We start from the raw sequence: 17,016 nt of genomic DNA on the forward strand, positions 1-17,016 counted from the left end.
TTGGAAAAAGGCCCGGGTCAGATGGCCCGGACCGTTGTTGCTATTCCATTATATGTTATCATTTTACCTGTCTTGTCACTGATATCCGGACCCGCTTCTTTTCGTTTACCCACAAACGTTACCAGGAAATGCCGTTGCTGCAGCATACCGGGGAAACTACCTTCCCGTTGCCCTATCTGTAATGTTTGCGTAGCCTCATTCCAGCGGAACGGGATGTTGCTGAAAGCGCCTTTTTCATACTGGTAGTTTGTGTTTTCATCTTCATAAAGGGTAAATTCCCCGTCTTTTCCCGTATACACATATAAGTGGATGGTATCTGCCGGGCGTTCACTGGTGTATTGCAGCGCCGGTCCTACCGGGAGGATAGCGCCTTCCTTTACATACAGTGGCATCCTGGACAATGGCGCCGGGGCGGTAATATGGCGGCCACCAGCTTCATATTTTCCGGTATAGAAATCATACCAGCCGTTACCAGCCGGCAGGTATAATTCGCGGCTGCGTGCATGGTAGTCCGTTACAGGATTCACCAGCAGGGAAGGGCCGAACATGTACTGGTCGCGGATATTTAATACGGCGGTATCTGCGCCATAATCCATGACCAGGCCCCGCATCAGCGTATAGTCGTGGTGGTAAGTGCTGCCGGCTACTGCATAGAGATAAGGCAGCAGGCGATAACGCAGCTGGTCGTAGTATAACATTGACTGGTAAGCTTCGCTGCTGTCAGGAGCGATGTTAAACATCTCCCGGTAGGGGTATTGCCCATGTGAGCGGAACAGCGGGCAGAAAGCGCCATACTGGAACCAGCGGGTATTCAGTTCCCGCCATTCTTCCAGTGCAGGTCCCTCCGGGTTCGGATGGTCGTATTTATCTTCCACGAAGAAACCGCCGATATCGGTGGTCCAGTAAGGCAAACCAGACATGCTGAAATTGAGGCCGCCGGGAATCTGTCTTTTGAACTCTTCAAAAGTGGCGGCGATGTCACCACTCCAGGTGGCGGCTGCATAGCGTTGCAGGCCTGCATAGGCAGAGCGGGTCAGGATAAATACCCGTTGACCGGGTTTTGCTGCCCGCTGCCCTTCATAAATGCCCTGAGCATTTACCAATGCATACGTGTTAAAGTATTGTGTGGAAGATCCCAATGCTGTTGGGTTCATCAATGATTTACGGTCTGCTATGGAGGCATTGGATAGGATATCCGGCTCGGTTGCGTCCAGCCACCAGGCATCTACTCCCTTGCTGAGCAGGTTCTTTTGCAACAGGCTCCAGAACAGTTTGCGTGCTTCGGGATTAAAAGCATCATAAAACGTAGATACGTAGCCGTTACCTATCCAGTCGCGCTGCCTGTTTTTGATATTCTGTTTGTAGAGCCAGTTTTTACGGTCGAATAATTTGTAATTGCCGATACCTTCATAGAATTTCGGCCATACAGAGATCATGAAATTAGTATGGTATTGCTGATGCAGGCGGTTGATCATGCCCTCCGGATCGGGAAAACGGGCAGCGTCAAATTGCTGGCTGCCCCATTCGTCCTGTTTCCAGTAGCTCCAGTCCAATACGATATTGTCCAGCGGAATTTTCCTTTTGCGGAACTCCGCTACGGTGTTTTCAATTTCGTCCTGCGTTTTATACCTTTCCCTGCTTTGCCAGAAGCCCAGTGCCCAACGCGGTATCATGGTGGCTTTGCCGGTTACCTGCCGGTAGCCACTGATCACCTCGTCGGTATTTTGTCCGTACATGAAGTAGTAATCAATACGCTCACCCGCTTCAGACGATAACTGCATTTTATCTACCTCTGCAGCCGGTGTGGGAGAGAGAAATTTGAGGGAAATGAAGGATTGCGTAGTTTCAGGAATCCATTCTATTTTGATGGATGTTGCTTTCCCTTTCCGGAGCTGATGGCGGAACACCGAAGCACCGGGGTTCCAGCTTTCCCGCCACCTGTCGAGTTTCAGTTGTCCGTCTATCCATACTTTGGTGTACCCGGAGGTAGTCATGAAGAATTTAAACTCCCCGGTTTCATCCGCATTTACGCTACCTTCCCAGGTCACTTTTCCTTTCACCATGGGAAAGGCGGCGGGTAATGCGCTTAATTTGTCCAGGAATTCATAATCAATTTTATCTTCCACTGCTTTCACATACACGGTATTATTATAGCGGTCGCCGTAAGTAGCTGTTAAACCACCTGCTTTCCCCTCTGCTGAAATTAAGTGTAAGGCAGACAATTGCTCAAATGGGCGGTTATCTCCGAAGCGGGTGATGGAATAGTTATCCCACAATATTCCATAGTTACGGTTTGATACGAGGAAAGGTACTGCTGCTACAGAGTTATACTGGGTGAGATCTATATCCTGGTTTTTGTAGTTCATTAAACCGGTCTGGTGTTGTCCCAGCCCATAGAATGCTTCATTGGCCGGAGATTCAAATACCTGCCGGATGCGGTATAAAGATTTACCGTCGATAGTAACGGGGGTAAAGCTTTTACCCCCACCACGCGCTTCCTGTAAAATGAGGCGGCCTGCTTTGTCCCTGAATTCCACTTCGCCGGTATGGAGTGCTACAGTGGCAGTAAGACTGGCAGTTGTCAGGGTTACTGTTCCGGGGTGTTCTTCTGAATCCCACTTTACGGAATTGCCCTGTATATCTATTGCCATCAGGCTCGGAGATCCGTTGAAATGTTCGTCTGCTGTGGCGGTTACATGGATCACCTTATCAGAGATCACCTGTAATTTCACTTGTCTGACCCCGTTGGGCGCAGGATTTTTTAAATGTATCAATAAACCATCTGATAGTTTGTCGACCTGCCCGGCATAACACCAGGAGGTCAGCAACGTCATTAGTACGATCGGTATCGCCCTCTTTATCTGCATATTTGAACGGATTTTTTTCGTTGGTTGAACGTGGTGTTTACACAGGTCCGTGGGGGACATGTATGTTTATTTTCAAAACGTGTTTTACTTCAGAACGTGTGAAAACAAAAATAACGGGCCCCCGGGAATCGCAGGGTACGGGTATGTTTTAGATGTAGGGCGATTATGTTAACCACCTGCCTGATGAGGGTATTCAATTGATACCGGTATGGGCATTGAATGTTAATAATTGAAACAGCATGACATTGGTTTTAAAGCGTTTACAGCAGGAAGAGGCCGATGAGTGATACGGTGATCAGACCCAACAGCAGAATTTCGAGAATGAGGTAAAGCCGGTTGCTCCGTTTAAAGTTTTGCTTGAACATAGTTGGTAGTAATAACAGATCCGGCAAAATTATTCTATGCGCCCCGTAGGAAGGGGGCGCATTTCGTTATTTGATAGGGCACTTTTGTTGTTTTACGGCATGATGTAGTATTGATGTAGCAGCATTATTTCTTCTTCCCGTATACGGAAGGCAGCACGTTGTACTCCATCTTAAAGTATTTCGTAAAATATTTGGGATTATTGAAGCCTACTTCATAGGCCACTTCTGCTACTGTCAGCTGGCTTTTTTCGAGCAGTTGTGCCGCACGCTTTAAACGGATACTACGGATAAATTCGATGGGAGACCTGCCAGTGAGGGCCAGGATCTTTTTATAGACAGATACCCGGCTCATGAAAAGCGCTTTGCTCAGTTCTTCTACGGAGAAGTCGGGGTTGGCGATATTCTTTTCTACAATCTGTAAGGCGGTTTGTATAAACTGTTCATCCGCGGAAGAAACAGCCACTTCGCTGGGATTGGCTGCTATATGCTGCTGGAATGTTTTCCGGAGCGACGACTGTTGGGAGATGATATTTTTGATCCGCGATAATAGTACTTCAAAATTAAATGGCTTGGTAATGTAGTCGGACGCCCCGGTTTCCAGGGCCTCCAGTTGCTGGGCTTCTTCCGCCCTCGCTGTGAGCAGCACAACAGGCAGGTGGGCTGTCCGCTGTTGTCCGCGTATTTTCTTACAGAGTTCGAGGCCATCCATTTCCGGCATCGAAATATCGCTGACGATGAGATGGGGGAGGGTGTGTTGCAATACTTTCCAGGCTGCCGCCCCGTTTTCGGTGGCTATGATCTGGAAATACTGTCCCAGGTTATCTTTCAGGTAAAAGCGAAAGTCCTCATTATCTTCTACCAGTAAAACCACCGGTTTTTTACTGTTGCTGTTGACCGGAACTGAGGGAGGAATATGTGCGGCGGTGCTGATTACTTCCTGTACCGTTCCGGCAACTGTTGCTGTTACTGTTTTTACCGGCAAACACACGGTAAAGCAGCTGCCCATTTCCGGGGCGCTGTCTACACTGATGCTGCCACCATGCATCTTCACAAATTCCCTGGTAATAGACAGGCCTATACCACTGCCCTGGTTTACCATAGAAGCAGGTACTTCATGCTGAAAGAACCTTTCAAAGATATGTGCCTGTTTTTCCGGTGGAATACCAATACCGGTGTCTTTTACGGCTATCTCCAGCTGTTGACTGTTCTCCTGGTAGCTAACGTGAACGGATATACTGCCGTTTTCAGGTGTAAATTTAAAGGCATTGGATAGGAGGTTGAAAAGGATCTTTTCTATTTTATCTGCATCATATAGCATGGTCAGTTCCTGTATATCGCTCTGAAAATTAAGCTGGATATGCTTTTTCTCGGACAGGTCGGAAAAGGAGGAGGTCAGGTCTTTTATAAACCCGATGATTTCGCCTTCGGCGGGATGTAATTTTATTTCCTGTACTTCCATTTTACGGAAGTCGAGTAACTGGTTGACCAGGTTGAGTAAACGCCGGGCATTACGCTGCATCAGTTCCAGTTGTACTTTTAAGCCGCTGTCGGCCGACTGGCGCATCATCTTTTCCAGCGGGGCAATGATCAGGCTGAGCGGGGTTCTGAATTCATGACTCACATTGGTAAAGAAACGGATCTTCAGGGCGTCCAGTTCGTGCATCCGTGCCGCTTCCTGTGTTTGCTGCGCTACCCGGAATTTGAGCCGTTCCCGCTCCAGGATGATCCGGCGGGCCAGCAGCAGGGCGCCCAGGATCAGCAGCGCATAGCCGATAAAGGCGGGCCAGGTTTTCCAGAAAGGAGGCAGCACCCGGATTTTCAGGGTAAGTGCTTCTTCATTCCAGACACCATCGTTATTAGAGGCTTTTACCCGGAATGTATATTCTCCCGGATCCAGGTTGGTGAATGTTGCTTTTCGTTGGAGGCCGTCAGTATACAGCCAGTCTTTATTAAAGCCTTCCAGCATATAGGCATACCGGTTTTTCTCCGGATGGAAATAGTTGAGGGAGGCAAATTCCAGTGAAAAAACATTTTCCTTATGTTTCAGGGTGATGCTGCGCGTTTCGGGCATAGAGGCCTGCAGCAGGATGCGGCCGTTGACCTGTTCACCGGGCAATATGCTTTTATTAAAGATCTGGAGATCCGTGAGTACTACGGGAGGCAGGTTATTATTAAGGGCAATGGCATTCGGATAAAAAAGATTGAAGCCATTACCACCGCCAAAGATGAGTTCCCCGCGACTGGTTTTCAGGGCGGCGTTTTCATTAAAGTCTTTGCCTTGCAGGCCATCGGATTCATCGTAATTTTTAAAAGTATAGGTGGGGGTGGCGCCTTCCCGGATCATCATATTGGATAATCCATTGGGAGTACTCATCCACAAACTGTGATCATTGGCTTCCAGGATATTGAGGACAGAATTATCCGGCAGGCCGTCTTCCTTCCGGAATGTACGGAAGTTGTTGTCTTTGCGGTGATAAAGGTCCAGTCCTTCGCGGGTACCTATCCAGATGTGGTCCTGGCTGTCCTGGAAAATGCATACCACGTTGTTATGACTCAGGCTGCCGGGAACATTCGGGGTATTGCTGTAATGTTTAAATGTGCCGGTCGACAGCTGCAGTACATCCAGTCCATCGGAGGTACCTATCCAGAGATTTCCCTGCCGGTCTTCCATCAATGCTGCGATATATTTAGACGGCACTTCTTTCCGGTAGTGTCTGAACTGCCCGGTGGCGGGGTCCATTCGGTTAAGGCCGCCGCTGAGGGTCCCTATCCATAGCTGGTGCCGGCTGTCTTCCAGTACTTCCCAGATACTGTTGTCGCTGATGCTGTTGGTATCGGCGGGGTTGTGTTTATAATGAATAAAGCGCCGGCCATCGAAGCGGTCCAATCCCCCGAAGTAGGTACCTATCCATAGCTGCCGGTTATGATCTATGCAGAGGCTTACGATTACATTCCCGGAAATGCTGTTATTGTTGCCGGGTTCATGCCGGTATTGGGTAAAGTTGTTGCGGCTGCGGTCAAAATAGATCAATCCGCCGCCATTGGTACCGATCCAGAGATTGCCGGCAGCATCTTCCACAAAACGGTTCACATCATTGTAAGGCAAACTGTTACGGCTATACGCCTGGTACTGGTACAGCGGGAATTTGACCATGTTTTCATGGTAATAATTCAGTCCTTTTTTGAAAGTGCCTACCCATATGATACCGGTATTGTCTTTATAAAGACTGGTAATGCTGTTCTGGCTCAGGCTGCGGTTATCTTCCGGGATATTTTCTATATACCGGATCGTCTGTTTTTTCTTATCGATGATATTGATCCCGCCATGATCGGTGCCGATCCAGATGAAACCATTGTTATCCGGTACAATACCTCTTACAATGTTGTTATTCAGGGGAAGCCCGGGAGTAGACTGGTCGATATGCCGGAAGCGGCCGGTGCCGGCTTCAAAATAGTAAGCTCCGTTGTCTTCGTTGTTACTGAAGAGCCAGAGGTCTCCATCCATATCTGCCGCCATAGACCAGGTGGTACCCGGGCTTTGGGGGCGAACGAGCGTTGTGTTGCGGTAAATGATCCGATGGTTGCGGGCATCCATTTTTTCAAGAATGCCATTGCTGTGCAGGAGCCAGTAATGGCCACTTTTGTCGGGAAGCAGTGCGGATACGGTATTGGTGGCGATACTGGCGGTATCGGCAGTATGTTTGAAAGAAAGTGCTTTTTGCTGGTTGTGCACCAGGAAAATCCCGGCAGTAGGGTGAAGGAACCAATAGTTGCCGTGGTTGTCGTTTACAATATCAGTGATTACATTGCCCGGGATGCCCCATTGTTGCAGGACCTGTTCGGGATGCCGGTTAAAGCGTGTGCTGACCGGGTCGTAAATGTTGATACCGCTGCGGGTCTGGATCCAGAGCTGCTGTCCCGGTCCGGGCATGATCTTATTGATGTTATTGTCTGTCAGGGAGGTGGTATCCCGCAGGTCGTGCTGGTAAACGGTAAAGTGGTAGCCATCGAAGCGGTTCAGTCCCGACACGGTACCAATCCACATAAAACCGGTGCTATCCCGGAAAATACAGTTTACCTGGTTATTGGACAGGCCCTGGTTAATATCAATCCGGTTAAACTGATAGGGAAGGGTTTGCCCCTGCATTGCAGTGGTAAAGAGAAAGGAAAAAATGACTATAAGGACCCGCTTCCGCATGTACGCACACCTTGGTTGAAAAATTGTTGGCCTGACAATTATAATGGCGCAACAATATAGTAATAAACGGATACAAAAAAAGAAAGGTCGAAAGAATTCGACCTTTATTGCTAAAATTCCACGTTATGGCACTCAGGTCCATAAAAAGTTAATCAGCTAAAAATCCGGCATAACCGGTATATGATAAATGATATTTGCAGTTTTTAATTGGGGTAGCCAGCCTCTTGCTATACAAAAGTAGGTGAAGGTAAAACGAATGTCAAGAAATTAGCAAACAATATTTAAAAAAAAATAAAAAACCTTCCGGACGCGCATTTTTTTCTGTGGCTGGATAATTTCAGATTATAATCTTTAAAGATAAATGAGTATTTTTTTGCCAATCTGAAAATCCATGAAACGTATTGCTTTAAGTATGATGCTGTTAGGAGGTGTGATCACTGCCGCCTTCGCGCAGTTGTCGCCCGCTAAGGGAGGAACTGTTACGCTAGACTATTATTACAATAATGAATCAAAGCCGGATAAGGCCGGCAACCCGGTAAGGTGGCACTACGTGTGGGGGGAAACGGATGATGGGGGTGTATCGCTCTGGGGGCATATTTTTGATTCCCTTGGCGTGAAAAAAGACAGCCTGTTGACGGCGCCCACCGCCGCCAACCTGAAAAAGACGGGGATCTATATCATCATAGACCCGGATACCGAAAAAGAATCTGCCCATCCCAACTACATGAATGAAAAGGATGCCGGTGTTATTTACAACTGGGTAAAAGCTGGTGGGGTACTGGTATTGCTGGAAAATGATTCTGCCAATGCGGAGTTTGCACGCTTTAATCTCCTCAGCGAAAAATTCGGAATTCATTTTAACGGAGATAGCCGTAACCGGGTACAGGGGCAGAACTGGGAACAGGGCGCGTTTCATATCCCTGCAGGGCATGAAATATTCCGGGGTGGAAGAAAGGTCTATATCAAGGAGTTATCTACCCTGACGCTGAAATCGCCCGCCCGTGCGGTATATAAGGACGGTGCACATGTAATCATGGCCGTTGCCAGAGTTGGCAGGGGAACCGTGTTTGCTGTGGGTGACCCCTGGTTTTACAACGAATATGTGAATGGGAGCAGGCTGCCGGCATCTTTCCAGAACTATGAGGCAGCAGGGGATCTGACGCAATGGCTCATAAAAGCAGCCAACCGCTAATATTTCAGGAAATTGATATTTCGCCGGATACCGGCAAATTTACTGCGCTTCAGGGGGGAGTGGCGGAAGATGGTCTTAAAAGCTTCTTCTGTCATTTCTTCCCAGTCGCGGGTAGAAAAGTTCAGTATAGCCGGTACCGGAGTAAATTCGGCTTCTTTATTGGCTTTGGCAAAACGGTTCCAGGGACAAACATCCTGGCAGGTATCGCAGCCAAACATCCAGTCATCAAACTGCCCTTTCATCTTATCAGGGATCAGTTGTTCTTTCAGCTCAATGGTAAAGTAGGAGATACATTTGCTGCCGTCTACCACGCCGGGCGCCACAATAGCTTCCGTAGGACAGGCATCCAGGCAACGCGTACAGGAGCCGCAGAAATCGGCTACCGGTCCGTCATATTCCAGCGGGATATCCGTGATGAGGGTGGCTATAAAGAAAAAAGAACCGGCCTGCTTATGGATCAGGTTACCGTTTTTACCGAGCCAGCCCAGCCCACTGCGTTTTGCCCAGGCCCGCTCCAGTACGGGTGCAGAATCTACGAAACCGCGGCCCTGCACAGGACCAATGCGCTCCTGCATCCGTAATAACATGGTTTTCAGCCGTGCCCGGATTACTTCATGATAGTCATTTCCATAAGCATACTTGGAAATACGCGGGGCGTCGTCGCGTTGCCGCTCGGAGGGGAAGTAGTTAAACAGCAGGGTGATCACCGATTGCGCGCCATCTACGAGCTTTCGCGGATCTATCCTTTTGTCGAAATGATTTTCCATGTATTGCATGTTGCCATGCATACCTTTATTCAGCCAGTTTTCCAGCCTGCGCGCATCGTCGTCCAGCTGCTCCGCTTTTGCAATGCCGCAATGGTCAAATCCCAGTTCTTTCGCCAGCTCTTTTATGAATAAAGTGTGGGTCATCCGGGCAAAATTACTATATTATTTATATCTTAGGCCGGCATATTATCCCATATGCCCTAACTGTATGCGCTATACCTTTGTAATGCCGATGACGGTTGTCGGCTGTTTGTTCGCCTTGTTTACCTATGCCCAGGATGGTAGTAAAATGAAATTCGGCAAAGTTTCCAAAGAAGAATTTGCTATTCAGAGATCCGAGAAAGATACCGGCGCCCATGCCATTGTTTTATCCGAAATAGGTTCTTCTGCTTTTGAATCAGATGGAAACGGTCTCCGGCTCATCTATAAAGTACACCGCAGGTTTAAGATCATCGATCCCAATGGCTACGACGTAGCTACCGTGCAGGTATCCCTCAATAAATCAGAGGCAGGAGAAGAACGTCTCCAAAACCTGAAAGCAGCTACCTATAATCTTGAAAACGGTCAGATCGTGGAAACGAAACTGGAAAGCGAAAACGTTTTCAACGATAAACAGGATAAGTCACTCATGGTAAAAAGATTTACGTTACCAGCCGTGAAACCTGGATCTATCATCGAATATACCTTTAGTGTCACCTCTCCTTTTTTCAGACATTTACGTTCCTGGGATTTCCAGGGCAAATACCCCCGTTTATGGAGTGAGTACAGCGTCGCTATTCCTGAATATTTTGATTATGTATTGATCCCTCAGGGATATGAAGAATATGTGGTGAAAACAAAAACAGCTTCCCGTACTACTTTCTCGCTCAGATCAGATGCGTCGGGAAGTATGGCTTCTGCCAGGTCTTTTACGGTGAGTCCACAGGTATCTACCTATAAATGGGCACTGAAAGATGTACCACCCATTAACCAGGAAAGCTTTATCACTACAGTAGATAACTACGTAAACCGGATAGAATTTCAGCTGTCGGCCTACAACTGGCCCGACGAGCCACGTAAGCCGGTACAAAGTACCTGGCCGCAACTGATGAAAGACCTGATGGAATCAGAATACCTGGGAGGCGTATTGAAACCTAACAACGGTTTCCTGTCTGATAAAGTGGAGGAGCTGACAAAAGGCGCCAAAACAGATGCCGACAAAGCAAAAAATATCTATAACTGGGTACGCGATAATTATACCTGTAGCAACTACAGTACCATGTGGATGGATAAATCATTGAAATCCGTCTTCAATTCAAAGAGTGGTAATGTGGCGGAGATCAATATGCTGCTGGTGGCCATGCTGAAAAAAGCAAACCTGTTTGCTACGCCGCTGTTACTCAGCACCCGCGCAAACGGATACGTATACCAGTTCTATCCTTTATATACCCACTTTAATTACCTGATTGTTGGGTTGAACCTGGGAGATGAATATGTAAAACTGGATGCCTCTGAACCTTTGATGGGCTTTGGAAAACTGCCTGCCAGATGTTACAACGGCGCAGCCAGGATGCTCGACGAGTTTGCAGAACCTGTGATCCTGGGCGCAGATTCACTGAGAGAACAGAAGTATACCAGCGTTATCCTCGGAAAAATAGAGAATGGTATGGTATCCGGTGCATTCGCACAAAGACCCACCTACCTGGAGTCTTTCGGCGTAAGAGCAGCAGTGAAAGAGAAAAGTATAGACGAGTATTTTAAACAGGTGACAAAATCCTATACGGGCGAAATCTCACTGGAAAATAAAGCTATCGAGGACCTCAAAGAACTGGAGTCGCCGGTGATGATAAAATACGATTTCAAAATGCAGATGGGAGAGGGAGATATATTATACATCAATCCACTTCTCAATGAAGCTACCACCAGGAATCCCTTCAAAGCTATGGAACGTAAGTTCCCCGTGGAAATGAATGCCGTGTATGATGAAGTGTTTTCTTTCAACATGGATATCCCGGATGGTTATGAAGTGGATGAAATACCCAAACCAGCCATCGCTAATTATAATGAGAACGAAGGCCAGTTCCAGTACCTCATCCAGCAGGTAGACAGGCACATCCAGCTGCGCTGCCGCGTAAGGCTGACCAAGGCCAACTTCACGCCGGAAGACTATCCCTCCCTGCGTGAATTTTATGATCTCATAGTGAAGAAGGAAGCAGAGCAGATTGTATTAAAAAAGAAAAAATAAAGTATGGGTAAACTATTATCAACCGGTCTGGCGCTGTTACTGTGTATGGCGGCTCCTACCGCAAAAGGAGGAGATCCGGTATACCCTGCAAAAGATATTCCCGACTCACTGAAAAAGGACGCGCACCTGGTAAGGCGCATCGATGAAACCACCATCAGAATAATTGATGAGACAGAGGCCAGGGTCATTTTTCATTATGTGACTACCGTACTTGATGAAGCGGGTGCGGAAGACACAGAAGTGATGTTATTCTATAACAAATTACAGGATATCCGTTCTATCAGCGGCGCCCTGTTTGATGCCGAAGGCCGGTTGGTGAAACGCCTGAAACAAAGCGATATCCAGGATGTGAGCGGTGCGGGCGGAGGTACACTCATGACAGATACCCGTATCAAACATCATCAGTTCAACTACAGCGTATATCCTTATACGGTAGAATATACTGTTGAAATGCGTTACAATTCACTGTTCTTTTTACCTTCCTGGACACCGCAGGCAGGAAGCGATTGCACCGTAGAACTGGGTAAACTGACAATAACAGCACCCGCCACATACGCACTGCGGTATCAGAGCTATCGCTACAATGGCCAGCCGGTGGTCACCACAGAAAAAGAAAATAAGATTTATACCTGGGAAGTAAAGCAACTACCCGCGATGAAGAAGGAATCATACGCCACAGAATTCTATCGCCGTACTCCCAGCATATTGCTATGCCCATCGGACTTTACCATGGGAGGGTTTAAGGGTAACCTGAATACCTGGAAAGACTTTGGCAAATTTGCCTGGCAGCTGAATGAAGGCCGCGACGTATTGCCCGATGCCATCAAAAGCAAAGTAGCCACGCTCACACAGGGACTCAGCCGGGAAGAGAAGATAAAAGCATTGTATCGATACCTGCAACAGAATTACCGTTATATCGATATCACCCTGGGAATTGGCGGCTGGCAAACCTTTGATGCCGCTTCGGTAGCTGCAAACGGATATGGCGATTGTAAAGCACTGACAAACTTTATGATGTCGATGCTCAAAGAAGCTGGTATCAGGTCCAATTGGGCATTGGTAAAAGCAGGTGACGACGAGCATAGCTTTGAAGCAGATTTTCCCTCTCCGCAGTTCAACCACGTGATCCTCTGTGTACCCGGCGAAAAAGATACCACCTGGCTGGAATGTACCAGCAATACACTGCCCGCCGGTTATCTGGGTAATTTTACGGACAACAGACCAGTGCTGCTGGTAGATGCAGAAAACAGTAAGCTCGCGCATACACCGGTATATGGAATCAGCAGCAACGAACAGATACGGCATATTACGGCTACTATCGATTCCAGTGGTAATATCGATATCAATGCCAGTACTTTTTATACCGGTTTGCAGCAGGACCATCTGCACGACCGCCTGCATTCACTCAGTCGTGAAAAACAATTGGAACTGTTACGCAAAGGACTTGATTTCGGGAGCTATGATATTAACGATTACCAGTGTAAAGAAAACGGCACAACGCTTCCTTCTATTGAAGAACATATACAGATCAAAGCAAACAACTATGCAACGGTAACGGGTAAACGTATGTTCGTAGTGCCGAATATCATGACCCGCAGTGGCAGGAAATTAGAGGAAGAAGGCCCACGTGTTTCAGAACTCCAGTTTGAATTTCCTTACCGGGATATTGACTCTGCGAGTATTATCCTGCCGGCAGGATATAAGCCGGAGTCGCTTCCGCAGCCGGTAACCATTACAGGTAAGTTTGGCCATTACAGTGCCAGCGTTTCCCTGAAGGGGAATACCCTGACGTATATACGAAAGATAGAACATAAGGATGGGATCTTTCCGGCAGCGGATTATCCCGAACTGGTTAAATTCTATGGGGCAATTTTGCGGTCCGACCGTAGCCGCCTGGTATTGGTAAAGGAATAAGCACTACAACAAAGCGGGCCATTGGCCCGCTTTGTTGTTTAACTATAAAAGCTTGATCCGCTCTTCTTCCAGGTCTATCTGGAATATCTGCCAGCGGATAATCTCGTCCGGAAATTCCGGATCCTTGTTCATCCCGACCAGGAACTGTCGCTGCTCTTCCAGCAACTCCAGGTAATGATATTTTGCGGTTTCACTTAAGCCTGCATTTTCCGGTTGCCGGATTTTATTTTCCCATTGCTCAATCATATGCTGCAACTTCTGGTCGGTAAGCAGCCCTTTCACTTGTTTTTCTCTTAATAGTCTTACTGTTTCCTCCACCATCAACCTTTTTACCTTCGCTTTCAGCGCATCTTTCGGCTCTTCATTGGTATGAACATTGATATTCGAACGCCTGATAAGAAAGGGCAGCGTAAGGCCCTGTATCAGGAGCGTAAGCAGGATCACCACGAAAGTAATAAACAGGATAAGGTTCCTGTGAGGAAACGGGTGGCCATGCAGTTGGGTAGGAATAGCCAATGCTGCTGCCAGGGACACCACGCCCCGCATGCCGGTCCAGCCCATTAACAGCGGCAACGTTAGTAAACGGCGTGTACTCCTGCTCAGCATCTTCGATGCCACACCGGGTCGGAATATACGTGTAGCCAGCATCGCGGCATATGAACTGAGAATCCGCGCAAAGATCAGTACCGCAGTGGCCAGTACACCATAAAAAATAGCTTCGCTCAGGGGGGTATTGTCCGCACGTAAACCCGCTACCACTTCCGGCAGTTCCAGGCCGATCAGCATAAACACCACACCATTCAGGATAAAGATGAGGGCTTCCCAGAAACTTCGGCCCATCACACGACTGGAGCTGGACAGAAAGGAGAAACGCCGGTTGGCCAGGAAGAGGCCACCCGTTACTACCGCGAGTACTCCGGAGCTATGCACCGTTTCGGCAATCCAGTAAAGGAAATAAGGCTCAATAAGCGAAAACACAATATCTGATGGCGCATCGGTAGGGAGGCGTTTATGCGCCTGCATGAAGAGCCATCCGAATATCAACCCAAGTCCCACGCCACCCATTACCATCCAGGAAAAATCAACGAATGCCTCCTGGAAAATGAATTGTCCCGAACCTACCGCAATGAGCGCAAATTTGAAAATGATCAGAGAAGACGCATCGTTAAGCAAACTTTCCCCTTCCAGTATAGCTGCCATGGATCTGGGGATTTTTACAAATTTCATGATCGCTCCCGCGCTTACTGCATCGGGTGGTGATACGATGCTGCCGAGAAGAAAACCCAGCGCCAGTGTAAAGCCAGGGATCAGGTAGTTGGCCAGCAGCGCCACCGCAAAGGCTGAAAAGAGCACTACCAGGAATGCAAAGCTGCCAATCATGCGCCACCATTTGGACATTTCCTTGAAGGCAACACTCCAGGCGGCATCAGATAACAACGGCGGCAGGAAAATAAAGAAGATCATATCCGGGTCGATCTGTACCCTCGGCAGCCCGGGTATAAAGCTCACCGATAACCCGGCTATTACCAGCAACACAGGATAGGCAATCCTTAATTTGGTTGCCAGCATTTCAATCAATACAATAATGGCTACCAGGGCCAGAAGAAGGGGTAGTTGCTGATGCATATGGAAATCATAAGTATGCCAAAGTAAAATCAATTTTTTTAATTGGGGCTTTAACATATTGTCACGGCTCCCCACATACGCAGATTTCCCCGTTCGTTTCAAAAGAAAAGCTGCCCCACACAGATGATGAGGCAGCTCTTACTTTATTCAGCTCTTCTTGTTATTTTTCTCTTACACTCACAGAAATATGCCTGTCTTTTTTCTTTTCCTCGTCAGGCGCTGTAGCGGCAGCTTTGGCAAACTGTGAACCATAGCCTTCTGCACCGAGTAATTGTTTGGTATCAGTTTTACTGTTCTTCAGGGCAGTTACCACAGATTCTGCGCGGTCTTTCGACAGCTTCAGATTCAGGGTGCTATCGCCGGTACGGTCGGTATAACCGCCAATCTTGATTTTAGCTTTAGGAAATGCCTTCATGATCGCAGCAATATTGCCTACCTGTTTCATACTTTCTTCCGTAAGCTCCGCACTACCGGTTTTGAAATTGAGGTTGTCGAAATCGAACCAGACATCCTTGCCGGCCGGGCGGCTGTCATCTTTCAGGAAAGTGACCAGCTGGTCTTCTATACCACCTTTATAGGCGTCCAGTACGGTGCCATCGGGCAGTGTTACCTGGATGCTTTCACGGGTAACTACCGGGCCACCTTCCGTAACGCTCATGGTGGCAGAATCGGCCAGCTGACTGGTAGTAACACTATCGGTGATAACGGTATTGTCGTGTTTACCGCTTCCGCAGCCACGCATCAGGTACCATAACAGGATAATGGCAACGAGAATGAGCAGTAGCGACCATACCCAGCGATTGCTGGATCTGGCCTCCGGTTTTATATTCACGGCGCCACCAGTGGTAGTAGCCGTATCCAGGTGAAGCAGGCCGCCCAGCTTTTTGCCAAGGTCGCCGATATTGGCGAGTCCGAGTACACCTGCAATATTCAATCCTCCCGGAATGGCTCCCAGGATCTTGTCTTTCTGCGAATCCAGGAGGGAAAGGAAGGAGTTGGGAGATAGATTGTTTTGAGCAGCGTATTGTCCTACTGTGCCAAGCGTGGCCGGTGCTGCGGATTGCAGCAGGGTGCTGGCAGATGATTCCTTGATACCGGCATAGGAAGCTAACATGCCGATGATCGCATTTACCTTGTCGCCAAATAAACTGCGTAACAGGTCTGCGCCTTTACTGAGTAAACCGCCTGCTCCGCCCTGTAAGGCGCCGGTAATAGCAGAGGGATTTGCATCTCCTGCCACTCCTTTTACCAGGTCGAGCAAACCACCAGCGCTGCCGGCTGATCCGGCTTTATTCAGCAAGCCTGTTAGTACCACCGGTATAATACCACCTATAGCCTTCTGGATGCCGCCCTCGCTTTCTCCCAGTTGTGAGGAAGCCTGACTAACGACATTATTGTTGAAAATACTTTTAGCGCTTTCCAGTAAATCGAAAGACATAATTGTAGGGTTTAAATGATGAAGAATGTGATGATAGTTCTGATTCTAAATCATCCAGCTGTTAGCAGGAATGTACAGTTGCACTGCAAGGACTTTTATAACAACAGAGCCGCCCGCGTTGTTTGATTCCCGTAATAATAAACATTCAGATATAAGTTTTAACATATAAATGCTGATTATTAAGAGATTGATTTTTAGGTAGATGTGAACTTTTTTATCGTTTTCTCTTGGCTGCCCGGTCATTATATCGTACCTTTACTTCGCTTAACGCAATTTCCGACTGTTGAATGTGCCTTCCGCGCACGATGCAATACGCTATAACAGTCAATATTTATTGGATTTGATCATTTGTCGGGCCACATCGTGCCCGGTTTCCCTTTCCGGCTAGCTGTTTTTTGCAGTTGCATGCACATAGAATTCCTATG

The 17,016-nt window shown here is 47.8% G+C and carries 8 protein-coding genes; 3 read left to right on the forward strand and 5 right to left on the reverse strand.

The genetic code is table 11. The features are described from left to right. Nucleotides 1-17: 17 nt before the first annotated feature. Both BMW79_RS14530 and BMW79_RS14535 read right to left on the reverse strand, forming a co-directional pair. On the reverse strand, nt 18-2,867 hold the full coding sequence (locus BMW79_RS14530; protein ID WP_089895922.1) for a glycoside hydrolase family 31 protein: 2,850 nt from the start codon (nt 2,865-2,867) through the stop codon (nt 18-20). 489 nt (nt 2,868-3,356) lie between these two features. Beyond that, nucleotides 3,357-7,430: a hybrid sensor histidine kinase/response regulator transcription factor gene (locus BMW79_RS14535; RefSeq protein ID WP_089895924.1), complete on the reverse strand. Its 4,074-nt coding sequence runs from the start codon at nt 7,428-7,430 to the stop codon at nt 3,357-3,359. 391 nt (nt 7,431-7,821) lie between these two features. Here BMW79_RS14535 and BMW79_RS14540 point away from each other — a divergent pair, with 391 nt between their 5' ends. Beyond that, complete coding sequence (locus BMW79_RS14540) at nt 7,822-8,622, forward strand: hypothetical protein (protein WP_089895926.1); 801 nt, start codon at nt 7,822-7,824, stop codon at nt 8,620-8,622. Here BMW79_RS14540 and queG read toward each other — a convergent pair. After that, nucleotides 8,619-9,533: a tRNA epoxyqueuosine(34) reductase QueG gene (gene queG, locus BMW79_RS14545; protein WP_089896895.1), complete on the reverse strand. Its 915-nt coding sequence runs from the start codon at nt 9,531-9,533 to the stop codon at nt 8,619-8,621. The two genes, BMW79_RS14540 and queG, sit on opposite strands and share 4 nt — an antisense overlap. A gap of 64 nt (nt 9,534-9,597) precedes the next feature. Here queG and BMW79_RS14550 point away from each other — a divergent pair, with 64 nt between their 5' ends. After that, complete coding sequence (locus tag BMW79_RS14550) at nt 9,598-11,613, forward strand: DUF3857 and transglutaminase domain-containing protein (RefSeq protein WP_177192173.1); 2,016 nt, start codon at nt 9,598-9,600, stop codon at nt 11,611-11,613. A 3-nt stretch (nt 11,614-11,616) separates the two neighbouring features. Next, entirely contained in the window at nt 11,617-13,527 is a 1,911-nt protein-coding gene (locus BMW79_RS14555; RefSeq protein ID WP_089895931.1) for a DUF3857 domain-containing protein, read from the forward strand. Nucleotides 13,528-13,569: 42 nt separating this feature from the next. Here BMW79_RS14555 and BMW79_RS14560 read toward each other — a convergent pair whose 3' ends face one another. Beyond that, complete coding sequence (locus tag BMW79_RS14560) at nt 13,570-15,153, reverse strand: Na+/H+ antiporter (protein ID WP_089895933.1); 1,584 nt, start codon at nt 15,151-15,153, stop codon at nt 13,570-13,572. A 160-nt stretch (nt 15,154-15,313) separates the two neighbouring features. Next, on the reverse strand, nt 15,314-16,591 hold the full coding sequence (locus tag BMW79_RS14565) for an OmpA family protein (RefSeq protein ID WP_089895935.1): 1,278 nt from the start codon (nt 16,589-16,591) through the stop codon (nt 15,314-15,316). Nucleotides 16,592-17,016 lie beyond the last annotated feature (425 nt).

The organism is Chitinophaga arvensicola (assembly GCF_900110835.1).
Taxonomy (GTDB): Bacteria; Bacteroidota; Bacteroidia; order Chitinophagales; family Chitinophagaceae; genus Chitinophaga; species Chitinophaga arvensicola.